The following is a 24497-nucleotide window of genomic DNA, read 5'->3' on the forward strand; positions in this document are numbered from 1 at the left end:
CTGAGACCATCGGCGGGATCATGCCAAAGGCCTGCACGATAACCTCGACACGTCTCTTGAGGCCATGCTCAAGCAAAAAACGCTCCTCGATCGAGCCTTTCAGCGTCGGCCCAAACTTGGCCGCAACGTGCCTCATCGACATGTATCTCTCGAATGTAAGCTGCTGCGGCAGTTGCTTGTTCCTGGGGCAGCCCACGCACACGAACGTGTCGTCGAACAGCGCCGCTCTTGGATGCGCGTTCGACATGAACAATTCTGGACAAATCAGAAAATCGACGTCACCGCGCCGGAGAAGCTCACCGGGGTCCTCGTCGAGCGGCAGCAATTCGAAGCTGACGGCGGGAGCTTCGCGTGCAACACGCTCCACGACCTTTTCAAAAAACACGAGTGTGGCGAAATCAGAAAGGGTGATCCTGAAACGGCGATCGGACTGAGCCGGATTAAACGGATCCCAAGAAATAATCGAACTCTGGATTTTCAAGAGTGCGCCGCGAACAGCGGGCGCGAGTGTTTCCGCACGTGGGGTTAGAACACGTTCGCGGCCGTTCATCGTAAACAGTTCATCCTTGAAATAGTCGCGCAGCCGGGCGACGGCCGCGCTCATGGCCGGCTGACTTAAGTTGATGCTGCTTGCCGCCGCCGTAAGGTTGCGTTGGGTCAGCAGCGCGTCAAGCACAACGAGAAGGTTCAGATCAAGGCCTTTGAAGCGCATCGCTTTCACTTATCCATAGCGTGGATGCTCGCGATCTAAACAATCGATTTTACCAAACTTCCAGGGCGCTGCATAGACGACCGCACCTGAGATGCACCCGATCAGGCCACTGCTTCTGAGTGTGTGCTGGGAAAATGACTTGCAAGTAGCCGATTATTTCGAACTCTCCTCCATCTTCCGAAATGGCTATCGGCCGACAAGGGTTTTCAGGTGGTCGTAGCTGGGCCGGTGCAAGTCCGCAGGTTCGCGAAATCGGCCCTATGTGCACAGCGCAGTGGCTCACTTGGACCCGCCGTTTCATCCTGGTTGGCGAGTTTGATTTCTTGGTAGGCGAACTCGGATTGTACAGTGTGCATCCGGATCTTGAGAGACTCGAATGAGCCATTCTGTCCGCGTCATGCGTCCGGTGCTGCAGCAGCTTGTCATTCCATTCGCATTTGGCACGGTTCGGCACGCGCTGCGGAACCGTAGCGAGAGGTCCTGCAGAGACGGCCTGGCGACGATAGTTCCGGGCGTTCGCGTCGCCACACTTGATCGCGACCGCCACTGCGCTCCAGCTTTTGCGATCAGGTACTGGGAATTTGTCCGCTCGGTTGCAGCCAGTCGGCCTTCGATACCACGCCGCGATCCGCGCAAGTCCCGATCCTTTTCACCGAAACTGGCGCGCTCGCCGTGCCCACGGCCGGTAGCAACCGCAACTGATGGGCTTGAGTCTGATGCTTGATCAAATAACAGGTGGAGCGAAGGGACGCGGCTCGCGCCCAGAGGAAATAAAAGACCGAGACCTAAGCCTCGATTTCGCCAAAGGTGTGCTAATTACTTTGGTAATAATTGGACACCTAATACAATATATAATTTATAGAGGAACTGACGACTTCTGGACGTCTCCGTATTATAACATAATATACATATTTCATATGCCTCTCTTTATGGCGATAAGTGGATATGTCTCTTCCGGGGCAATTATTCGAAAATCGTTCACTCAAGGGGTCCGTGATCGAGCAGTACAGTTACTACTGCCAATGTTTGTTTGGTGCGCGTTTATTTTCGCTCTAAAGTCCGCTACGATTTATCCAACGAAGGGTCCAACTGATGTATTGCTGGATCTATCGATGGAAATCATGGGAACATACTGGTTCATATGGGCGGCGTTTATTTCATTCGTTCTAGTTCGTGTTTTTGCAACTTTCAAACAGCTACCGATGTGGATCATAAGCGCATCCGCAATCGGGGTCGCATTCGCGCCCGTCACATTGTCAATAAGCCCGTTGGTAAGATACACTTACCCATTTTATTGTTTGGGGGTCTTGTTTGCCCAGCCAATTGGATGGCAGAAAAGTATCATCTGGACTCACAAATCGACCTTTGTACTCTTGCTTTCGATAATAGCTGTCATATCATTACTTCTGTGGGATAAGCAGACCTACGCCTTCAACAATCATGTTTTAATAGATGATGAAGAATCAGCCAAACAAGTGCTGCTGATGTTCGCCGGCTCTGCAGCGGCTTCCGCGGTGGCAATGCAGTTTATGGTCCAATGCTGGAGAGCTGCCTCCTCAACTAGAATAGCTCAGTTTGTCGCGATGCAGCTCGGTCAGAGCACGCTGCTCGTTTATCTTGTTCAGGGTGCCGCGTTTCGCCTCATGGATTTCATCCAGTTTGGAGAAGCCTGGAATCTCACGACCAGAATTGCGTTCGCAAGTGTGCTTGGAGTGACGATTGTCGCCGCAGCGATGGCAATTCGCAAGATTGCGCGCGACCTTGGATATGTGTCGCAGATCCTTGTCGGAGCGCCGCCACGCCCACGTCTGCTCAAATCTCAATCTGCAATAAATTAGCCGCCCACAATGGTCGCGATGACAAGCAACGACGTTACGGACAGATGAGGCATGCGTTTCAAAGGCCTTGATCTGAACCTTCTCGTCGTGCTCGACGCACTGCTGACCGAGCGCAACCTTACGGCGGCGGCAAGCAGCATCAACCTAAGTCAGCCGGCCATGAGCGCGGCCGTCGGCCGGCTGCGCGATTATTTCAACGATGAACTGTTTACGATGAGAGGCCGCGAACGTGTTCTAACCCCACGTGCGGAAACACTCGCGCCCGCTGTTCGCGGCGCACTCTTTCACATCCAGTGCTCGATTATTTCTTGGGATCCGTTTAAACCGGCTCAATCCGATCGCCGCTTCCGGATCATAGTTTCGGATTTCGTCACACTCGTGTTTTTTGAAAAGGTCGTGGAGCGTGTTGCACGCGAAGCACCCGCCGTCAGCTTCGAATTGCTGCCGCTCGACGACGATCTCGATGAGCTTCTCCGGCGCGGTGACGTCGATTTTCTGATTCTTCCGGAATTGTTCATGTCGAGCGCGCATCCGAGAGCGGCTCTGTTCGACGAGACATTCGTGTGCGTAGGCTGCCCGACGAACAAGCAACTGCCACAGCAGCTTACATTCGAGAGGTACGTGTCGATGAAGCACATTGCGTACAGGGTGGGCCGTGCCCAGATGCCATCCATCGAGGAAAGGTTTTTGCTTGAGAATGGTCTCAAGAGGCAAGTCGAGATCATCGTGCCGGCCTTTAGCATGATCCCGCCGATGATCTCAGGCACAGCCCGCATAGCGACCATGCCCTTCCGGCTGGTTGAGCATTTCAAAAAGACCTTCCCTCTGCGGATCGTCGAACTTCCGCGGCCACTACCCACGTTCACCGAGGCCGTCCAATGGCCCACCCTTCACAACAGCGATCCGGCAAGCACCTGGATGCGGCAGATAATGTTGCAGGAGGCATCTCGCATGTGAAGCCGCGGGCCCTCCGGGTCAACGGCACGCAATTCGATGATCTTGCATGACAGTGTGGTGCTGATTTTCCGGCGATGCTGAAGATGCAGTCGCATCAGCCGCGCGGTGCGCCGCGTGCTGCACTGGCGTGCGTGAGGCGGTCTAAATTACCAAGCAGCGCAATGTCATCCCGCTTTGGTAGGGCTGATCAACCCGTATCAGCGACGAACCGATGAGGCTCGCGAAAGGCATGATCGCAATGCCGCGCGAGCGGGCACGGGTCGAAAACCATATTTGCGAGTCTGCCGGATGTGGGATGCGTGCGCCGTTCGGCTTTGCCAAGCCAAAGGCAAGAGCCGCATTGGTTCTGCTTCGGGCACCGAGCGCACAGTGAACAGTATTTGCAGGGGCAAGATGATCACTCCGCCAAACGTCAAAATTTGACTACTCGCATCGCTCGATCGATTGCCAGCAGGCTATGGAGCAGGATCTCTCAATACTTTCTTTACTGCGGCTAGTGCGACATTCCGGCAGGAGCAACGGAGGTCGGAAATTATGGCCCGCAAAGTCGAGTTCCAGGATGACGATGTGCTGGTCACGTCGCACAACCCGCTGAGAGGCACCTTGCTGCTGATCATGTATGACGATGATGAGATCGCACTGCAACTCGACAAGGAAACCGCCGAGGCGTTGCTGAGTGCGCTGGGAGCCTTTCTGATGGAAGGCGTGGTCGGTCCCCTATAGCCCCCCCTGCCAAACCCACAAGCGTGCGTTCCTGCCGACCGCGGTCGTACGCCGCCCTTGCCTGTACTCGCCTCGGACTTGCCGGCGGGGCGACTCCGCTCCCCGATGTGTCGAGGTTTCAACCACAGGTGTGGTCCGCTTCTCCTCAATCAAACGCGCGCAGTCGCCCAGCGTTGGGAGGTGCCAACACTCTTCGACGTTTGCCTCGTCGAGGGAAACGAACCACCATTCTTTCTTCCCGGCGACGGCCACAGATGCTCTTCCGAACCATCGCTGAGGTCGGAGTCGTCGAACCGCACCCGAAGGATCCCCAGGGCCTTCGAATAAAATAGCCTTCGTCGATACGGATCCGCTTCGAGCGGATCCGGCCGACCGGGCTCGGGCTCTCCATATCGGCAAGGCGGTCTTCAAAAGTGTGCCGCCTTCCACAACGCCGATGCCGCCGCGCGGGTCGCGGAGCAAGTCTACTCAACCCATTCACAGCGCGACTTGGTGCTGGCCGATCTCAGCCGACCGCGTTCCAGATCGTTTGAGAGTCGCAGTGGCGAGGTCACCGATGCGCCAAGAAGGACAGCTACCTGGGGACCTGAAAGACAAAGGCCATCCATCCGGAGTGCCCGGCCATTGAAGGTCTGTGCTGGGTTTCGCACCGGACCGTGCTCACAATTGTGCTCTTCGGCATCGGGTTGCTGCAATCGATCTCGCACGTGGACCCTTCAAGGAGCATGCTTGAGGATGTGGAACCTCTACTCTGACTTCCTGACCACTGACGAAGCTGTCGGGGTCAACGTGGTCGGCTACATGCCCGGCGCCGTGGCGGATTAGTTCGGCCGAGCAAAATGGCCGTGCAGGTCCTTGAATCCTCCAGCACATCGCTAAAAGCATGCTTGCCAGCTTAACTGCACAGTCTCTGCGCTCTGTCGGCCATCGGTCAGATTCGTTCTTCAGATCAAGGCAGCTTCAAGGACCCACACACCCGCACCATCCGGCTCCCTCAGCGATGCTGCCGGCGATTGCCGCGGTACCTCGGGTTCGTTACAGCCTGACGCTCAGCTCTCGAATTGACTTGCACCTGTCTTGGTCAACAGCAACCCATCGCACCAAACGTGGTCTACGCATCCCCACTCACAGGCGGCAGCCGCATCCGGAAAAAACCCACGTCCATTAAGATTTGCACTCGTGTTGCAGAGCAGCGAAATGCCCGTGAGCTTCTCATATTCTATCAGAAGTTCTGCAATTGGGTGTTCAGACGTTCTCGAAACTGTCTGTAGTCGCGCAGTCCCGTCGAGATGGACGACCGCCGGGATCTTCTCTTTCCACTCCGAACGGGTTCGGTGATCGAACAGCATGTAAGGATCCTGCGTGCCAGGGTCAAACATGTCAGGTGCACGATCCTCCAAGCATATTGGCGCTACCGGCCGAAAGTGCTCTCGAACTTTGATTTTGTTGAGATGGTCCTTCATTTCCGGCGAAGTTGCGGCCGCCAGGATGCTTCTGCCTCCCAAAGCACGTGGACCAAGCTCTGCGCGGCCTGCAAGGAACACAACAGGCTTGTTGTCGGCGAGCACACTGGCAAGTTCTTTCAGGCTGCAAGCAGCGGATTGCCAACCAGGTGGAACCTTGCCGTGGCTCACATTGGGCCCGCTGTAGACTGACCAGTCGAGATGCACGAAACCTTTGTCGGCGGCCAGCGCGCAGCAAGCGGCACCGATCGCCGATCCGCTGTCGTTTGGAAACGGAGGCACCCAGACTTCGTCGAACAAACCGCTCGCCCGGAGGGCGCTGTTCCATTTGATGTTCAGCCCGCATCCGCCGGCTATGCACAGGTTTCGGGTATTGGGAACCGAGTACGTACGCAGCGCGCTGGTCATCCCCCCGACGAGAAGACGCTCCACGAAGGCATGGAACGAAGCAAGTATGTCCTCGGGCGTTTCGGGGATTAACCGCGACGCGCTTGCATCGAAGAAGTTGTGCACAGCCGTGTGTAACGCGTCTTCGCTGTGGCTGTTTTCCCTGTAACCAAAGGCAAGGTCCGTATCCCCGGCGAAATGGTCGTCGTAAAGCTCCTGAAACACGTTCACGATGTGTTCATGGACCACTCCGAGCGCGATATAGGCCATCAACTTGCCGGCGATACCGAGATCCCAGCCAGTCCGCAGTTCTCGCATGTAAGGACCAAAATGTTGGCCCGCAGCGGCATACGCATGGCCTATCATCGGAAACAGGCACCCAACAAATCGGACTCCACTTGGCTCGACGTAGTAAAGCCGCGGAAAGATGCAGCCGTCCCAAACCAGACAAAATGCTGGTTCCTCTAGTTTGGCGAATGAGCTGGTGCAGTATGCGGAAGCAACGTGCCCAAGAACATGCGGGTAGCTTTCATAAGAAAATGCCCCATTGTCGAGCATGAGACCGGAACCTTGATAGGCTGTCAGGGGATTTTCGGCGTCCCGCTCCACATAAGGCGCGCCGTTGAGAGTGATAGGGGAGCCGTTACTCAGAACTTGAAATTCCGACTGGATTTCACCGTCCCATCCGTCAATAACGAACCGGTCGATATCGCTCGGAGCAAGCCCGTTTTCCGCCAAAACGGCGGCGACCGTCTCAAGCCGCTCGATATGCTGGTATCGCGGGTTATTGTCGAGCTTTTCCTGCTCGATGCAAAAGACTAATCTGCCGTCTTCCACGATAGCGATTCCCCCGTCGTGCGTCAGCTTGATACCGCAAATGCGCATAGTAGATCCTAGTCAAAGTGAGAGTGACCGCGGGTTTTGACGTCGCGCTATGCGCGATGATGGGGGGGGCGGTAAACTAGATTGTTTGGATGTGAGCATCCGCGCGGTGAATGATAAGATTTGCCGCGTGATCGAGAACAAGATGGCTGACATGCAATTGCGAGGCAGCACTGTGGGGCACAGTGAGAAGGGCTGTCCACCGCAAGCCGCTGGGCAAGGATGTGCACGGTCACACGTCACCGGCGCCACGGGAGGTGCCGCGCTCCCTCGGCACCGAGCGTGCGCGCGCTGAGCACGAAGGTGGTCGCTTAGAAGAGAGCCTTCCTCGATCAAGCCACTTTTTAATCTCTAGTCGAAAGTTTTTTCAACGGCGAGGGCAGCGCCCAAAGGAATATCCCGCCTGCAGCTAAGCGCGTGTCGGGCTAGCGCGGGGTCGGTAGAAAGGGCATTGTCTCGGCTCACAGATCAGTGGTACCGGGTCGGCTCGGTAAAGACGAGCTGGGCTCAATTGACGGATGATCGCCTTGGGGGGCGGAGAGATGACCGGCTTGCAAAGATTTGAGAGGGCGGTCGTTGTTCAGGTTGGCCGCCACAGTTCTGAGCGTATCGTATTCGATGTCAACCAGGCGGCCGTTATCCTGATCCGTGACCTTCATCGTCGGACCGAGAAACGGAAGGTAGCGATGGACGCTTGTCTGCAGGTATTGCGTGGTGAGGCCTATCCACCAGCTGCTCGAAGGGCTTTTGTGGCAGCCGCGCTTGAAGCAAAGATCCTGCGCAGCGATTGAATGCTGTTGGCGCATCAAGGCTTTGATGCTTCGTGTGGAAGTCGGAGAAATGTAGGGGGCAGGCCCGGAACGCAGCCTTCCTCCCTCGCCGATACGACGTTCTGCCAATCGAACGCTAAGATTGGCGTCGAGACCTGTCGATCCATCGGTGATCAACACGCAGCGCATTGTTCCCGACCAGATGAGGGAGAAGATCTCGGCTACTATAGGCCCATCGAAAGATCGGTGCGTACATTTTCTCCCGGCGATATGAAGTCGCGCGGCTTACGATCCGACACCTGATCCTAGACGGTCCAGGACGCCGGCGAGCTGGCACTTCGCGGCAGCGGAAAGTGGCTTGATCGGCCGTGGGGGCTCGGCGGAACAAATTTCGAGGAGCTCGGCGATTGCGTATACGACGCGAAGGCTCGAGAACGTCTTAAAAAGCTCCCACACCGGGGCCAGGGTGGCGTCGATCCGGTGTGCTTCAGCATGGTCGCCGTGCTGAGCGGCTCTGACCATCCTCAGGCACGGGTCGGGCAAGATGCCCCCGAGGACGCTGTACCATGTATCGGCTCCGGCGATCAGGGCCTCGGTGGCGTTCCAGTCGCCGCTGTAGCCGATCGAGAATCCTTTCGGCACAATTTTTTTCTGGTGCGCAAGTTGGCCTTTGATGGCATCGCCCCGGTCGGCCGAGTTCTTAATAGCGAGGATCTCAGGCAGCTGTCCCAGACGCTCGATGAGCGCTGGCGTGAAGCGAAAATGCGTGTTTGCGGGATTGTCGTAGATCACGATCGGCAGGCCGCTGTCGCGCGCCACCGTCGAAAAATGCTCGAAAACTTCGTCCTCAGTGAGCGGGGTGTAGGAAACAGCCGCGAGCAACCCCGCGGCTGCGCCGAGGGCCTTCGCATCACTTGCACATTTTACCGCTTCATCGGTGCGCAAAGCGCCCACGCCGATCACGAGCGGGACTCGTCCACCCGTCTCGTCCAGCGCCTCGCAAAGCGCCCGGCGGCGTTCCTCGCGCGACAGATAAATATAGGTGCCGGTGCTGCCGAGCAGGCCGATAGAATCCACCTTTGCTGCGCAAAGCCGCGCTATCAGCTTTCGAAGCGCCAGGACATCGACGCCGCCGTCGCTGTCGCTTGGCGTTATTGGGAAGGCCGAAAGGCCGCTCAGGAATCCCATGCTGAAGCTCCCGTTGTTATATTGGGTCAAGCGTTGGGCATCAGACCCAGTCCAGCGCCTGCTCTAGATCCGCGATCAAGTCGGCGGCGTCTTCGAGCCCTACCGACAGACGCATGAGATCGTCGCCGACTCCGTCAGGCAAATGCGCGTCCTTGCGAATTGACTCGCGCGAGCGGGTCAGGCTTGCTGGATGATAGATAAGACTGTCAGCGTCGCCGAGACTGACCGCCCTGATGATGAGCTTGAGCCGGTCCATCATACGGCGCGCGCCCTCGAACCCCGTCTGGAGGCCGAGTGCCAACATGCCCGAGCCTTTCGACGTCTGTCTGCGCGCGATCTCATGTTCGGGATGAGAGCCGAGAAATGGATAGCTAACCCAAGCCACAGTCGGGTGCGCCTCGAGCGCCTGGGCGACCGCAAGCCCAGAGGCACTGTGACGCTCCATATGCAACGTGAGTGTCTTCAACCCGCGCAAGATCAGGAACGCCGACATGGGCGAGAGCGCTGCCCCGGTGAGATAGCGCAGGCCAGTTTCGCGCAGCAGGTGCAGTGTTTTTACGTCGCCCAGTATCACCCCGCCCAGAGCATCGTCATGGCCATCGATGTACTTGGTCAGCGAATGGATCACGATGTCGGCTCCAAGTTCCAGCGGACGCTGGAGGGCGGGCGAGGCGAAGGTGCTGTCGACGGCGACCTTCACGCCGCGAGAATGGGCGTGTTCGGCAATGGCGGCGATGTCGAGGAAACGGCCCAGCGGGTTGTTGATTGGCGTCTCGAAGAACACGAGCCGGGCCCTGTCAGTGATGGCGCCATTGAGATTGCTGGGATTAGACAGATCGACGGCAACGACCTTGATGCCAAACTGCGGCAGCCCCTGTTCCACCATGGCGAGCTTATTCGAATAGAGTGTCTTGTGGACAATGAGTTCGTCACCTTGGAAAGCAGCGAAAGGATCAGCGTACCGAAGGCGGCCATCCCCGAGGCGAGTACCAGCCCAGCTTCGGCTCCTTCTAGATTGGCGAGCCGCTTTTCGATGTTTTCGGTGGTCGGGTTGTATTCGCGTGCGTAGAGCCTTCCCCCAAGCGCTGCGGCGGCTTCGTTTGCCGCCACGCTTTTAAATCCATAGGTCGATGTAAGAAACACCGGCGTCTGAACGGAATTGGAAAAGCCCGCCGGATCGAAGCCATGATGGATGGCCCGGGTGGCGAATGCGAGACCGACGTCGTTCCGGGACGGCGTTGATGTTGTCTCGGCTTCAAGCTGATCTTCGGCGCTGGTCATCGGCTTTAGCCCTCTTGATTTCGGCGACAATGCCTTCACACTAACCCGGGTGGAACGTCCAGTTGGCGATGAAAGAAATGGTCCAGCCTTCTCCTTCCGCGTCGATAGCTCGCTCGCAAGGTCTGGGCGCGCGCCAGATCTGCGAAGCTCTTCGCGAGCAGATCCTAGGTGGAATCTATGAAACGGGCAGCCAGCTGCCGTCGTCCCGCGGCCTAGCAAATGAACTCGGTGTGTCGCGGACCACGGTCACCGTGGCATATGACCAGCTGGTCGCCGAAGGTTTCATCGAGGTCATTCAAGGCGCAAGACCTCGCGTTGCATCTTCGCTCGTGCGGAGTAAAGAGACCAGCGCGGTGCCCAAACGGACTGGCCCGATCCATCTTTCCCGTTACGGGGAGCGACTGCGCGCCAGTCCACCACGGCGCGATTACCTCCCCAACCGCTTCAAGGTCGATTTCCGTTATGGCGACCTCGCCCCATCTGATTTCCCGGCGCTGACGTGGAAGCGTGCGATGAACGCGGCAATGTCACAAAGTCCCGGAAGGCTAGCCTATCACGATCCACGCGGCTCGCATCGCTTGCGCCAGGCGCTGCAGGGATATTTGTGGCGTGCCCGAACGCTGAGCTGCCAGGTCGAGCAGATCCTCGTCGTAAGCGGATCACAGCAGTGCCTCGACATGTGCGCGCGCCTGCTACTCGATCCTTCCGACAGCTTCGTGATCGAGGATCCCTGCTATAGCATGGCGCGCCAAGTCTTTGCCAGCACAGGAGCCACGCCCGTCGCTGTCGCCGTCGATAGCGAGGGCATGAAGACCGAGCTGCTGCAGGAGATCCCAGCGCGGCTAGCCTACGTCACCCCGTCGCACCAATTCCCGCTCGGCGGCGTCTTGTCGATTTCGCGGCGGCATCAGCTCCTCGAATGGGCTCGGCGCAATGACGCCTATATTATCGAGGACGATTACGATGGCGAGTACCGGTACGACATTCGACCGGTGCCCCCGCTGCATAAGCTGGAAGACCGCAGTTCCGTAATCTATGTTGGCACGATCTCCAAGACACTGTCGCCGATGCTGCGCATCGGCTACCTGGTGGTTCCGGCCGAGTTGCAAGACGTCTTTGCGATGGCCAAGCAGCTTCTCGACAGGCATTCTCCGGTTGCGGAACAGGAGGCCCTGGCCTCACTCATTGAGAGCGGTGGTTATGAAAGCCACGTGCGCCGCGTCCGCCGTCTTAACGGGGGGCGGCGAGAGGCACTGCTTGCTGTCCTTCGACGTGCGTTCGCAGACAGCATTGCCATCGAGGGGGCCGATGCAGGGCTGCATGTCGTCGTCTGGTTCAAGGATCTTTCTCGGTCGCTGGAGGAGGTCATGGTTGAAGAGGCGCGGCGGGTCGGGGTTGGCATCCATCCGATTTCATCGCTGTACAACCGAGATGAAGGCCGCGCTGATCGGATTGGATTGGTGATGGGCTATTCTGCCCTGACCATTCGGCAGATCGAGAATGGTGTTCGCCTCCTTGCTGGCGCTGTCCAACGGGTCAGAAGCTTTGCCGAAGATTCGGCAAGACGCTCAATGGCCGCCCTGACAGCGAGGGGGCCTGGCTCCTGACCTCAGAGTCGCGCCGCATTGATCGCAGACTGGATCAGCAAGACTTGCCAGGACTGGCACTGTCGGCCAGTCCGGGTCCAGGACAGGAGTATGCCCCTGGGACGGGGGAAGGGAATTCTTGTGGAGCTCTCAATTCCGGTCGAAGCAAAGGCGCCCTCGCGACTGGCTTAAAGGAGAAAGGGTTGTTGGATTTTCCGCTCATCGACGAAGAAATAGCAGAGGTCGCACCTGACTTTCGCGCAATCAGCATTCTTGTTGATGCACAGGACAGTGCGCGAGGCGTCATGGCTCGGGACGTGTTGGGGGAGGCTTGCGATTTCGTCCGAGCGGGGGGACCCGCCTGGGGAGAAGCGCACTTGGCCAATTGGGCGCAGGCATACGTTCGGTTCGGCGCGAAACCAAACCGGACGCCGTGCTCGGCGCAGGCATTGAAAAAACGGGTGGAGAAGGATGGCCGAATCCCATCAATAAATCCAATCGTTGACCTCTACAATGCCGTGAGCCTGCGTTTTGCAATACCGATTGGCGGCGAAAATTTTGATGCATATGTCGGCAAACCGCGGCTGACGATTGCCATAGGAACGGAGTCTTTCCACACTGTTTTGAATGGGGAAGCGGTCGTCGAAAGCCCTTCCAAGGGGGAGGTCATCTGGCGCGACGATCTGGGAGCTACATGTCGCCGCTGGAATTGGCGGCAGGGCACGCGCACCCGGTTGGAGACGGTGGGCGGCCGCATGTGGTTTATCTTGGAAAGCTTGGCGGCCATGCCGGAAGAGGCGCTCGGGCAGGCGGCTAACATGCTGGTGAGCGGTCTGAGAGAGCTGGCACCAGGGTGTAAGGTCTACAAGCAGGAAATCACACCGCTAAAGCCTTTCGCCGCCGGTCTCGACAGGCGGGTCGGTTGAGGAATGTGCCCGCCCCGGTGTGATCGGTTCGCTTGCAACCAGTGTTAGTTCCTTTGCGGCTGGGTCTCCTAGTGCTGCGATGGGAGGGGACGCCTCTGGCCATTTCGTACTCAGCAGGCCAGCGGAAGGTGCACCGCATTATGATTCGACCCTGCGCCATGGTAAAGATTGCTCGGGTTGATTAATCTCGACGTCAGACGCCAGTCCTGGCACTCCAAGCCGTCATAACATCTCGTGGCGAAAGCCGGATGGAATTCGGATCGAAGCGGTCTCGAGACATCTGCCATCCTTGGGCAGACTCGTGGCTCCGCCGAGGAGGGGATGCGGATGATGATTCATTCCGCTTGCCTTATCGGGGGCAACCACGGCAGTTGTACCCGATCCGCCCTCGGGCCGCGGCTGCGTGCGGCAGTGCTCGATCGCCCCATGACCTTGAGCTGCCGAGGCTGAACTGGCCTGCATGCCATGCGCGACCTGATAGGCAGGCCGGGCAGCACGGAGCATATCGGCGATCTCAATCGAGTGGCCGCACGGGCGAGCTTTCCGCCTCCTTGAAAAGGCCAAGTTCTCGCGCGGACTGGCCTGCAGCACATCTACAGGTCGGGCTTGCGCAGAGGCCGTGTGTGTCGAGCTTGCTTCCCCCCAGAAGGACCTGGGTAATTCCGACGTCGGCGCCGGCCTCAAGGCCTGGCGAAGCTTTGACGCAGCGTGTGCCGGCCGGACCCCTTGACGGTGTTGGCGCAGTTGCAGTCTCGGCGACGACCCGATGGATGTGCAGCGTCGGGTAATCGCGTGCTGCGCCGGGAACAGCCAGCCGCGCAACGGCGCCCGAGCTTCCATCTGTAGCGCAGTCGGCCAAGCCGGCCGGCCGACAGCATGGCATCACGGCATCGTGCGCCGTGCCACGCTCGATAGGAAGCAGCATGCGCTCGTTGTGGCCGTGGGGCCATAATGCACCGGCCGCTCCTACTTCCTTGAACGAGCCGCCGAGGTGCGCCATCTCCGGCGTAGATGTCTTCAACAGCACCCATCAGGGGCGCCAGAGAGGCTGCCCCTGATTCTATCCTTATCGCCGGAAACTCGGTAGCACTACGCTGGCGACGGCGGAGCCACTGACGGTTGAGTCAGACATTTCGGGGCGCAGAAGCCGTGGAGGGCCTCTCTGTTGGATCGCCAAATATTAGCCCGATGATCCGGCCCGCCATGCCACTTCACCAACTGGACGGCTTCAAATGCAACTAACTGGCTGTTTCCAGAGGGCCAGATTGCAAGTATCTGATCTGTAACGCACACACGGAGTTCCGCCGATGTAGACCTCTCCGGCCTTCCGAGATGATGATGATATCGATTTCCTGCGAGCGAGCATCCGCGCAGCGCCGCTGTCGAACTTAGTCTCTGCCACGGCCCAATGCTCTTCGCCTCGTCACCGCCCTCTTGCTTGATGCGAGCGAGGGCGAGCACGGCGTGATCTACGGGCTACCTCGCGAAGGCTACGCATGCCGATCACAAGGCTGGAGACCAAGCGCAAACTGACTCGGAACCGGAACGCTGCCGATCGCGCTGGCGTGGCTGCGGGCCTTGCGCGCCGCTGGGCGACGGCTTGGCCATCTCATGGGGCCGGACACTTATGGACGCCGGCATGGTATGCGGCCAAGCAGGAAGCGGGAAGGTCGTCCCGACTTGGAATTACATCGCCGTCCACGCCTATGGCGTTCGGGAAGAGTGCTGGACGTCGTGAATGGCCTGACTGACCACCACGAGGGCGAGCGCGCCTCGCCTTGGGCGGTGTCGGACGCCCGCTGGATTTTGCACAGGCGCAACTCTCGCGGAATCGTTGGCTTGCGGCCGAGCGAACGGGCATCTGACCGCGAGATCGCCGCTTCCAGAATAATCATGAACTTTGTCGGAATGAACCAATGATGCCAGAACTGACCCCATTCGCCCTGTACCTCGCCGCGGCCTCCGTGCTCGCCATCACGCCCGGTCCGCGGAGACTCTATGTTATAGCCCGCAGTCTCGCCGGCGGTCACGCCGATTGCGTTCAACACGCTGGCCGACATGTTGCCCTTGTTGCCAGCGGCATTCAAGGCCGCACGGCAGCGCGTCCTGGATGGATCCAGAGCCTGAGGGAGGGGCGGAGAGGCGCGCTAGGATCGCGCTGGGCACCTCGCTACGAAGAAGCAGCTGCCACATCAGTTTGGCTCCGGATCGGTCCAGCTTCCTTTCCGGGCGCCTACTCTGCGGAAACAACTGGATAGCCTCGAGCGATCTTCCGTCATTTCGCAGCAGATCAATGTTCTCAAGAGGCGCGGCAGTATCCGTTGCGTGAAAGTCGGCTCACAATGAATCACGATCGCGTGAATAAAGAGCGGGTCAGTTCGATTGGCTCGCCTCCCTATGCCGATCATTTCGGCCAAACGGCAGAGGCCAGTCAGCCGAGAATGGCGGCCGCCTTCATGAAGGAAAGCCACTCCGTGCGCCAGGCGCCACTTCGGTTTGCACTCGACTACATGGCGGCGCCCGGACTTGACGTCAAGACGTTCTTCGCGCTTGCCCGCGATCTCGGTCTGACCGACGTGCAAATCCGGAATAGTCCCTGCAGCAAGGCTGTTGTGCGCGGCAAGCCGCCGGCGGATGTCCGGTCTGCCGCTGCCGAAGCGGGCGTCACCATTATCTCAGTCAACGCCCTACAGCGGTTCAACGAATGGACTCCCGCCCGCAGGGCCGAGGCCAGCAAGCTCGCCGATTATGCGGCCGCTTGTGGCGCTCAGGCGCTCATGCTGGTGCCGGTCAACGACGGTTCGTGGTCCGCCAATGGCGGGCGCAATGGCAATCTGCGCGCCGCCTTGAAGGCGCTCAAGCCGATACTTCAGTCGCGGGGCCTGATCGGACTCATCGAACCGCTTGGCTTCCAGACCTCCTCGCTTCGGTCAAAGAACGAAGCGGCTAACGCTATTGCCTGGGTTGATGGCCAGTCCGTCTTTCGGCTTGTGCACGATACATTCCACCACACGCTCGCCGGCGAGACGTCTTTCTTCTGCGATCTGACCGGTCTCGTGCACCTTTCAGGCATAAACGATCCAACCTTCTGGGTTCACCCGGATCGCATCCTGGGAGGTTCCGACAATTGCAGCCAGATTGGGGCGCTACTTGATGGCGGCTATACGGGTCCCTTTTCTCTTGAGCTCGTCGAGGAAGTCCACGCGTTGAATGACTCTGCAGGCGCATTTGCCGCCAGCATTGATCTCATCCGAAACGGGCTACTGGCGCGAGTGCCGGTCTAAGGCTATGAGCTCTCGGAGGTCGGACAAGAATTTCAGGGTTATTGCAACCCCAGCTTCCTCTTCAGTTCCGCGTTTTCCTTGCGCAGGCGTTCCGCGAGCAGGCTCTTCAGTCGGTTGTTTTCTTCCTCAAGAGCGACCAGGTCCTTCAGATCGTCACCAACCGGTGTAGGCAACGCAGCTTTCTTCCATTGATAGTAGGTCTGTTCCGAGATCCCGGCCTGCTTTACGGCGCCCTTGTGAGTGGCGCCACCACTGATAGACTTCTGGATCAGGGCGAGCATCTGGGCGCGCTCCTTTTCAGAGTAGATCTTACGTCCGGTCCGAACAGCCGCTGCTTCCTCCGCCTGAGACGCCGCATTGGGCACATTCTTCCGAGCAGGCTGCCTGGGCTCGGCCTTCGCTTTCGGCGACCGTTGGGCATTCTTCTTCTGTGGCCTCTCTACTTTGGCTGCCGGTTGCATAGCGGTTGCTATTGGTTCTGCGTCCAGGGAATTTGCCATGTGATACTCCGCTCGCGGTTTGTTAATGTGTTCAGCATCAATTGCAACAACACTTGAGTCAACAGGGCGACCATTTGGCAACTCCATCTCCTCGAGTTCCCTTGTTGTCTCGGCCATTGCTGCGGTAAGATCGACATCGCTCCAGATCGAACCACTCCGCTTTTGAGAGCTGCGCTTCTGTTTGATCTCCACCGTGAAAGCTCGGGGCTGCCGCCTCATAGGTCGTTCCTTGTTGAACACGAATTATGCAGTAAGTCGCGGCAGACGACGAATGAAGGTCTGGCCGCCTCTTCTGTAGCCGAGCTATATACATCCGACCGCCCGAGCAAGCCCTGCTGGCGACGCACACTCCGGAACAGAGCGGTTCCTATGAGTACCTGGGAGCAAGTAGGCAATGCCATGTCGGACGAGGAGGTGGTGGATTCCCGCAGCATGCAAAAGCTATCTCCCGTGTTTTCAAGGGCAGAGCGACGAGGGCTGACATCGGAACTGAAAGGAGCTGCTCAAGAGCTGTGATCCAATCTGCGTTGGCAGTGCAGGACGGCATACCTCCGAAGGGCGCTGCCACCGACGCTAGCCTGCTGATTAAAAACAGAGAACCGCCATCGGTTGCGCCGAGGGACGAACAGCTGCCGGAATTGGGGCGCGGGGAGAGTGGAGGACATGAGCCGTGTCGAGCTCGCAGGAGCGTCGTCCGGCAGCTGCGTGCATGACAGGCTTCAACGCGCCGCTCCTGTTCGGGACACCGCATAAAGCGAAAGAGCCATTTTGGTGGACCCGTATGCTTCGTCCAGCAAACGATCGGCGCCTTGACGGACGCGAGGGGCGGAATGCATCCGAATGCAGCGTCCACAATTGACGGAGCTCCTTTGTAAGAGCTGCACGCTCAGCTTCATCTAACTTATTGAGTTGAAGAGATCCCCCAGCACGGCTTTGCCCTCGATCTGAATGAGCAGAGCGTACACTTCATTTGAAATACGCACACCGTCCCCAGCGCAGTGGACTGCGGCGTTTATGAAAGGAATGTCGGCCAGGGCGATAGTTCGCATCATTTCAGATGTTTTCCGGCAGGTAGATGTCAAACGGGAGAAATGTCTGCCCCGGGGCGTCCGCGGTGCTGGTCTTGATGGCGCGATCCATCAGCAACATCAGCTCCTGGCAAAGTCGGCGCAGCGGCGTCGCCACCGCCATCGTAATGATGTCGTCCGCGAGGGCCGCCCGCGACTCCGGCGTGATCTCATTCACGATCGCGACGAGATCCTGGCCTTTGCCCTCTTCCCGGAGCGCGGCGATAGCCCCCTCCATGCCCCCGCCGGCCATGTAGAAGCCGACGAGCTCAGGTTCCCGGTGCACAAGATCCAGCAGCGCCTCGTAAGTGATCTGTCGCTTCTCAAGATTGACGAGCGTATCCAGCACCTCGAATGCCGGCTCATTCTCACGGAAATAGGAGCGAAATCCGCTTTCCCGCAGCTCATGACCCTGGAAACGGTGGCTGCCGACGAACACGGCCACCTTGCCGGACCGTTTAGCGACCTTGGAGAACATCCAGGCTGCCGTCCGACCCACGCTGCGATTGTTGAGACCTATGTAACCCTCGCGCACGCCCGCGGCGAAGTCAGAAAGCAGCGAAAAGACCGGGATGCCTTTCGCCTTGAGCTCCTCGACTGCTGCCGTGATCTTCGGGTGGTCTGGCGCCACCATGGCGATGGCGTGGCATCGGCTACCCAGATCCTTAAGCAGTGCCGTCAGATCCCCCGGCAAATGTGACGGCGCGAATTCGATGAGCGGAATGCCGTGGAAGCAGTGGGCCGAACTGACAGACGCCTCGACCTCGCGCGCGAACTCCCGGTAGAAATGCTGGGACGGTTTTCTCAAGATGAAGCCCAGCCGGTAGCGCGGCAGGTCCTGTCGCATGCGCTGTTTGATAAGTCCCGCATTATGATAGCCGATCGCGTGGGCCGCGTGGTGAACGCGCCGCACGGTCTCCTCCCGCACCGGAAGGCGAGCGTTCAGGACCCGATCGACCGTTGCCACGCTCACCCCGGCTTCGCGGGCGAGATCGGCAATTGTAGGGCGCTTTGCCGTTGCTCCAATTTTGATCGGCTGGCTCTCCGTCATCAGGTGCATCCCGGCGATGAATTGCGGCGGCAACCTGAAGATTTCGGCATCCTCCCCGATCGACGGCCCATACAGTGAACAGCGCTCCATGCGCACCTGGGCGCTTCTCGGTCTACGGTCCGTTTTCTCAGGGCGTCCATGCTTCTTGTCCTCACCGCGTTTGGTGCTTCTGATCTGTGGCCCCGCGAAGCGCTGTGTAGACCAGCGAGCCGATTGTTGGTGCTGATGAGCCCGGCGAGTTGGTCGCGCTGCAGCAATCTTGCCGGGCGAGGGGCTCTTAATCTCTCGGCCAACCCCTGAAGGCGGAATTCATGCGCGTTTCGTCCAGTTCGCCTTCCCAGCGTGCGACAACCAGCGAGGCCACCGCGTTGCCGACCACGTTCGTCAGCGCTCGGCATTCGGACATGAAGCGGTCCACGCCCAGGATCAGAGCCATCCCAGCAACGGGAACGCTTGGTATTACGGAAAGCGTAGCGGCCAAGGTGATGAAGCCGGCGCCTGTTATACCTGCGGCACCCTTCGAGGAAAGCATCGCGACGAGCAATAGCAGCATCTGGTCATAAACCGACAAGTGCGTGTTCGTCGCCTGCGCCAGGAAGAGGGCGGCGAGCGTCATGTAGATATTGGTGCCGTCCAGATTGAAGGAATATCCAGTGGGGATGACGAGACCCACGACGGAACGCTTGGCGCCGGCCTTCTCCATCTTCTCCATCAGCGAGGGCAGCGCGGCCTCGGAGGAGGACGTTGCCAGGACCAGCAGCAGCTCTTCCTTTATGTAGCGCACGAGAGAGAAAATCGAGAAGCCGTTATATCGGCAGACCGCACCAAGAACCCCGAAGACGAAGAGGAAGGCGGTGAAATAGAACGTCGCGACCAGCACGGCGAGGTTGGCCACCGAACCGATGCCAAATTTGCCGATGGTGAAGGCCATGGCGCCGAAAGCGCCGACAGGCGCAGCCCGCATCAGGATGCCGACCAGCTTGAACACCGGCGCGAGAAGCGCCTGAAGCAACGAAAGCACAGGCTTGCCCTTCTCGCCGACCATCGCGAGAGCGACTCCGAACAGAACCGAGAAGAACAGGACCTGCAGGATGTCGCCGTCCGCGAAGGCACTAACGATCGTTGATGGAATAATGTTCATCAGGAAGCCGGTCACCGACTGGTCATGGACCTTGGCGGCATAGCCCTTCGCGGCCTGGGCATCGAGCAAGGCCGGATCGATGTTCATTCCGGCACCTGGCTGAACGACGTTTGCGACAATGAGACCGACAATCAATGCGAGACTCGAGAAGGTGAGGAAATAGATCATTGCCTTGCCGGCGACCCGGCCGACCTTCTTGAGGTCATTCATGCCGGCAATGCCGGTCGTCACGGTTAGAAAGATCACCGGCGCGATGATCATCTTGACGAGCTTGATGAACGCATCGCCGAGCGGCTTTAGGCTCTCGCCGACGGCCGGGTAGACATACCCAACTGCGACACCCAGCGCGATGGCGGTAAGCACCTGAACATAGAGCTGCGCGTAGAAGGCCTTGCGGGGCGTTGGACCCGCGCTTCGGATTGGTGAAACCAACAGCTTTTCTCTCCCTGACCGAATCGGGCTGGGCCTCCTCCCTTCCCGCGCTTCTCCCATCGCGGCGCTCCGGTCACGCGCTGCTGGCATGTCGCCGCAAGTCTTGTGCCAAGTTGAGGCGCGCCCAAATACGCGCATTCCTCCGCTCGGTGAGGCAGCCTCAGTAAGGGCGGGTTGTGCGGGTTTTCGCACTTTTGCCGTCATCTCGGGCGAAATCCCGCCCTTGCGCCCAGCTTTGCACCCCTGGCTGTAAGCTTGGCAGCCACAAGTCGGTATCCCGGGATCCGCCGTGCCCGTTCGCATCTTGGTCGCACTTGCGACCCGGCCGGGCGCGGCAGTGGAGGACTCCCTACACGACCGGTTTCTAACTGCTCTTCCGCTGCAGCCACGACCACCCGACGGGTCGTTTATACGACCGAATAGTTCGCCGGACCTGGCGCGCATCGATGCGAGTCACAAGATGCTTCATAGCGCCAACACCTTTGCCGCTCGACGACACTTCTAGCCGTACTGTGTGCCCAAGCCGTCTCAATGCCGACAGCGTCCCGCAAGCTTCGACATCAGCAGGCTTCGCGCGCCGGGCATTGAAAGCCGGGGTAGCTTTGCTGTTCGACGTCCATCTGTCGGCAAGTCTCAGTTGATGGATTTCTATCATGTCCTCCTGCTTTCCTTTCATAAATGCAAGAAAAGCTCGGTTGACTAGCCATCCTCATTCCCGCTCTGTAGGGCAACGTGTGGTTGCGCTCCGGAGCCTGAGCCGCGCCTCCGTTCAGTAAGGATAGCCAAGCCATGCATCAAGCCTTGCCTCCGGCCTCTTTCGTGCTTGCCCCTGGTCAGGGCCTGACGGACGCCCAGAACCATGACCCAATCTTGATCCTATGCAAGGCAGTATGTCACCTGCGGAAATCTGGCGCACTGCCGCCGACACATCACGATTACCCGCATCAACGTCTCAAGCGTTCCGGCAAGCGGCTCCCAGGCGCGAGCAAGTTCGCCAATTATTTGGCGGCTCGTGTGGCGAAGACATTCTTGTTGCTGCCGGCCATCGGTGGCTTGGGTCCTGATGCCATCTGATGCGTCTGCGCCGGGGGACATCGCAGATCCAGGTGGCGCGGCGTTGCTGTCGCGGCCCAAGATCGAGGATGACATGTCAGATCAGAACAATGGTCGCCGAGCTGAAGACAGTGCTGAGGAGACTTCGTCAAGCTGCATATCACTCCAAGACTCCAAAAGGGACGACTGGGAACCCACCATTCTGCCGTCGCGCGCGAGCGCGCTTGCCGGCATCCACGAAATTTCGAAAGCACTCACCGCCTCCTCCGCGCTCGAGGTCAGGCTGGCCAAGGTCGTAGATCTGCTGCGATCGTTTCTTCAGATGCGGCACGGCTTCATCTCACTTGTCGACGCTGACGGCGAACTGGAAATCATCGCAGGCGCCGACCGGGCCGAGAGCTGCAGTGAGCGCTGCCGGACCTACCTGCCGCGGAATGCAATCGACCAGGTTTTGGCAACGGACAAGCCGCTGGCCACCGAGAACATCGCGGTTCATTCGGCTTTCACCGCCGCCGACAGGGACGTGCTCGGGGGTTGCGACGACATACCAGTATCCTTCATCGGCGTTCCCATTCGCGTCGATGCAAATGTCGTGGGCACGCTGACCATCGACCACGCACTGCGGCATGGTTCCAGAGTTTGGCTCGATTACGGCCTTTGTCTGCTCCCGCTAATCGCCAACTTGGTAGGGCAGACGGTGAAGTCGCATCGCTCTTTGGAGGGCGACCGCGAGCAACCGACGGCAAGGCAGGACTCCCTGCCAAAGCAGAAGCGCCTGGCCCCGCAGCGTAACACTCACGTGGAGGGGATGATTGGCAACAGTTTGGCCTTGCGCGGTTTGCTTGAGAAGGTCGCGCTCGTAGCCAAGGCCAAGATTGCGGTTCTGTTGCGAGGCGAATCCGGTACCGGCAAGGAGCTGGTCGCCAAGGCTATCCACGAATTGTCCCCGCGCGCCAAGCGGCCCTTCATCAAGCTCAATTGCGCGGCGCTGCCCGAGACTGTGCTGGAATCCGAATTGTTCGGCCATGAGAAGGGTGCATTCACGAGCGCGTTCAACTCGCGCAAGGGGCGCTTTGAGCTCGCCGACAAGGGGACATTGTTCCTGGACGAGATCGGCGAGATTTCGGCCTCGTTCCAGGCAAAGCTGTTGCGCGTGCTGCAGGAGCAGGAGTTTGAGCGCGTTGGGGGCAACCAGACCATTAAAGTCGACGTCCGCATCATCGCCGCCACGAACAAGAACCTGGAAGAGGCAGTTGCCAGAAACGAGTTCCGTGCCGACCTCTACTACCGCATCAGTGTTGTTCCGTTGCTGGTGCCGGCGCTACGCGAAAGGCGCAGCGATATTCCGCTCCTTGCCGCTGAGTTTCTCAAGAATTTCAACGATGAGAACGGCCTTATGCTGACGTTCGATCCGAGCGCAATCGAAGTGCTGATAAACTGCGACTTTCCCGGCAACATTCGCGAACTGGAAAATTGCGTGTATCGGACCGCGGTTCTGGCGGCGGGGCCATCAATCGGGAAAGAGGACTTTGCATGCTGCCAGGGCAAATGCTTCGCCGAGGCGCTGCATAATTGCAAACTTGGCAAAGTCGCGCTGCAACCTTCGCCCATCGGGGCGCTGCCACTGGATCGGGCCGCACCGCCGGCTGCTGGGGTTAGCTCTGCCGCCGTCGCAGCCCCATCAGACACCCTAGGGCAGCCGCCGCTGAACGCAGCTGGGGTCGTCCACTCCGCAAGAATGGCCGATGCCGAACGTGTCATCCAGGCGATGGAGAGATGTGGCTGGGTTCAGGCAAAGGCGGCACGCCTGCTCGGACTGACGCCGCGCCAGATTGGCTACGTGTTGAGGAAATACGGTATCGAGATCAAGCGTCTTTGAACAAATCACCGAGCCGAGCATCTGGGACAATAAAGCGCTCGTGACTTTGCGCCTTGAGACGAGTGATGCGGTGCTCGTCCAATTCCGATCCGATCCCATAGGCCGCGCTGCCCCCACGGTAGTCCCCACGAGGCGGTCCGACGGCGGCGCTTTCGGTGGTCCAGCCCATGTCTCAATCCCAAATCGTGCCCGACACACGGAACCAGAAACGGAGAAAAATTAATGTCTGATGCAAAACTTCAAGCTGTGCTTTCTTCCCTTTCGCAAGTCGCGAGACAGCTGGATGTTCTGCTGTGCGACAAACCGGCGTCGGATCCTTGTTGCGTCAAGCTAAACACGAACGAGAACCCGTTTCCGTTGCCGGAAGCCATAATGCAAAGTGCGATGGCTGCTCTCGGACAGCAATATCTATATCCAGAAGACGACAACGCCAGCTTGAGGCAAGCAGCGTCGAAAGCCTACGGCGTCTCGAAGGATCAGGTGATCGCCGGAAACGGATCGTCTGAACTGCTCGGGCTTATCTACAGAGCTTTTCTGGTTCCAGGAGACAGAATGGCGATGTTGTCGCCGGGGTTTTCGTTCAACCGCAAACTTGCCCGTTTGCAGGGTGCCCAATTCACCGAAATCGGATGGGGCGCGGATCATTCCTTGCCCGTCGACGACTTGCTTTTGGGACCGGCAAAAGATGCCAAGTTCATTCTGCTGGCTAACCCAAACAATCCCACCGGAACGTTCGTTCCTGTGGCCGATGTCGAACGCCTGGTATCACAATCAGACCGCCTGATTGTGTTGGATGAGGCGTATGTCGATTTTGCACCGGACAATGGTCTGCATCTCCTCAATCGTTATCCAAACCTCCTGATCTTGAGAACATTCTCGAAAAGCTATGCCACCGCCGGCATTCGCGTCGGTTTCGGACTTGGCCACCCTGAAGTCATTGGCAGGCTGCGGGAGCTTCAGAACGTCTTCAACATGAACGTGATCGGCCAGGCTGTTGGCATCAGCGTGCTTGGGCACCGTGGCGCCTACGCCGAGAACCATAAGCGCATCAAGCATGAAAGACAGCGAGTGACGGTGGCCCTGTCGAAACTCGGATTTTCCGTAATACCTTCTCACGCAAATTTCCTACTAGCGCGTGTGCCAGCGGGGCAGGAAGGCTCATGGTGGCAAGCAGCCTTGGAAAGGCAAAAGATACTCGTTGCCTTCTTTGAGGATGCAGGGCTGGAAAATTACATCCGCGTCAGCATCGGTACAAAAGCCGAGATGGATGAATTTCTCGAGGTCGCCACAGAGATAGCTGCAACGGCGAAGGAAACGATCCCGTTGTGCCGGCCCTCGGCGGCCGCTGCTTCTGCCTTAGCCAGTCGGTAGTTCCCC

General features: G+C 58.7%; 16 protein-coding genes and 2 pseudogenes. 10 read left to right on the plus strand and 8 right to left on the minus strand.

The features are described from left to right. A partial coding sequence (locus AC0L24_RS29170; RefSeq protein ID WP_473564585.1) for a LysR family transcriptional regulator occupies positions 1-712 on the minus strand: 712 nt, incomplete at its 3' end. Positions 713-803: 91 nt separating this feature from the next. Between AC0L24_RS29170 and AC0L24_RS29175 the strand changes: the two are divergent. The 4 genes and pseudogenes from AC0L24_RS29175 (at position 804) to AC0L24_RS29190 (ending at position 4230) form a co-directional block, all read left to right on the plus strand. Beyond that, positions 804-1436, plus strand: a pseudogene (locus AC0L24_RS29175) (GNAT family protein). Then, positions 1429-2550, plus strand: a complete 1122-nt coding sequence (gene nolL / locus AC0L24_RS29180) for a nodulation factor fucose acetyltransferase NolL (protein WP_473564645.1) — start codon at positions 1429-1431, stop codon at positions 2548-2550. The pseudogene AC0L24_RS29175 and the gene nolL overlap by 8 nt, the downstream one beginning before the upstream one ends. Positions 2551-2601: 51 nt before the next feature. Further along, on the plus strand, positions 2602-3507 hold the full coding sequence (locus AC0L24_RS29185; RefSeq protein WP_473564586.1) for a LysR family transcriptional regulator: 906 nt from the start codon (positions 2602-2604) through the stop codon (positions 3505-3507). A 534-nt stretch (positions 3508-4041) separates the two neighbouring features. Further along, complete coding sequence (locus tag AC0L24_RS29190) at positions 4042-4230, plus strand: hypothetical protein (RefSeq protein ID WP_473564587.1); 189 nt, start codon at positions 4042-4044, stop codon at positions 4228-4230. A 1049-nt stretch (positions 4231-5279) separates the two neighbouring features. Here AC0L24_RS29190 and nodU read toward each other — a convergent pair. The 4 genes and pseudogenes from nodU to AC0L24_RS29210 all read right to left on the minus strand — a co-directional run bounded on the left by nodU (position 5280) and on the right by AC0L24_RS29210 (position 10201). Then, positions 5280-6965 carry a nodulation protein NodU gene (gene nodU / locus AC0L24_RS29195; protein WP_473564588.1) on the minus strand — a complete coding sequence of 562 codons (1686 nt, stop codon included), beginning with the start codon at positions 6963-6965 and terminating at the stop codon, positions 5280-5282. Positions 6966-7423: 458 nt separating this feature from the next. Further along, positions 7424-7912 (minus strand): hypothetical protein, encoded by a 489-nt coding sequence (locus tag AC0L24_RS29200; RefSeq protein WP_473564589.1) that lies wholly within the window; start codon positions 7910-7912, stop codon positions 7424-7426. Between the two features lie 105 nt (positions 7913-8017). Continuing rightward, positions 8018-8920, minus strand: a complete 903-nt coding sequence (locus AC0L24_RS29205; RefSeq protein ID WP_473564590.1) for a dihydrodipicolinate synthase family protein — start codon at positions 8918-8920, stop codon at positions 8018-8020. Positions 8921-8960: 40 nt separating this feature from the next. Next, positions 8961-10201 (minus strand): annotated as a pseudogene (locus AC0L24_RS29210) (trans-sulfuration enzyme family protein). Between the two features lie 68 nt (positions 10202-10269). Here AC0L24_RS29210 and pdxR point away from each other — a divergent pair. The 4 genes from pdxR to AC0L24_RS29230 all read left to right on the plus strand — a co-directional run bounded on the left by pdxR (position 10270) and on the right by AC0L24_RS29230 (position 15997). Beyond that, positions 10270-11808, plus strand: a complete 1539-nt coding sequence (gene pdxR / locus AC0L24_RS29215) for a MocR-like pyridoxine biosynthesis transcription factor PdxR (protein ID WP_473564646.1) — start codon at positions 10270-10272, stop codon at positions 11806-11808. 182 nt (positions 11809-11990) lie between these two features. After that, positions 11991-12713 (plus strand): B3/B4 domain-containing protein, encoded by a 723-nt coding sequence (locus AC0L24_RS29220; protein ID WP_473564591.1) that lies wholly within the window; start codon positions 11991-11993, stop codon positions 12711-12713. Between the two features lie 1639 nt (positions 12714-14352). After that, on the plus strand, positions 14353-14451 hold the full coding sequence (locus AC0L24_RS29225) for an FMN-binding negative transcriptional regulator (RefSeq protein WP_473564647.1): 99 nt from the start codon (positions 14353-14355) through the stop codon (positions 14449-14451). A gap of 703 nt (positions 14452-15154) precedes the next feature. After that, a complete protein-coding gene (locus tag AC0L24_RS29230) occupies positions 15155-15997 on the plus strand; it encodes a TIM barrel protein (RefSeq protein ID WP_473564648.1) in 843 nt (280 codons plus the stop codon). Between the two features lie 38 nt (positions 15998-16035). Here the strand turns inward: AC0L24_RS29230 and AC0L24_RS29235 are convergent, their stop codons facing one another. The 3 genes from AC0L24_RS29235 to AC0L24_RS29245 all read right to left on the minus strand — a co-directional run bounded on the left by AC0L24_RS29235 (position 16036) and on the right by AC0L24_RS29245 (position 20248). Then, on the minus strand, positions 16036-16689 hold the full coding sequence (locus AC0L24_RS29235; RefSeq protein ID WP_473564592.1) for a transposase: 654 nt from the start codon (positions 16687-16689) through the stop codon (positions 16036-16038). A gap of 861 nt (positions 16690-17550) precedes the next feature. After that, positions 17551-18615 (minus strand): LacI family DNA-binding transcriptional regulator, encoded by a 1065-nt coding sequence (locus AC0L24_RS29240; protein ID WP_473564649.1) that lies wholly within the window; start codon positions 18613-18615, stop codon positions 17551-17553. 277 nt (positions 18616-18892) lie between these two features. Continuing rightward, entirely contained in the window at positions 18893-20248 is a 1356-nt protein-coding gene (locus tag AC0L24_RS29245) for a dicarboxylate/amino acid:cation symporter (protein WP_473564593.1), read from the minus strand. A gap of 1087 nt (positions 20249-21335) precedes the next feature. Between AC0L24_RS29245 and nifA the strand changes: the two genes are divergently transcribed. Both nifA and hisC read left to right on the plus strand, forming a co-directional pair. Beyond that, positions 21336-23120 carry a nif-specific transcriptional activator NifA gene (gene nifA / locus AC0L24_RS29250; protein WP_473564594.1) on the plus strand — a complete coding sequence of 595 codons (1785 nt, stop codon included), beginning with the start codon at positions 21336-21338 and terminating at the stop codon, positions 23118-23120. A gap of 222 nt (positions 23121-23342) precedes the next feature. Further along, positions 23343-24491 carry a histidinol-phosphate transaminase gene (gene hisC / locus AC0L24_RS29255; protein WP_473564595.1) on the plus strand — a complete coding sequence of 383 codons (1149 nt, stop codon included), beginning with the start codon at positions 23343-23345 and terminating at the stop codon, positions 24489-24491. Positions 24492-24497: the final 6 nt, after the last annotated feature.

This window comes from Mesorhizobium sp. WSM4809, assembly GCF_055811655.1.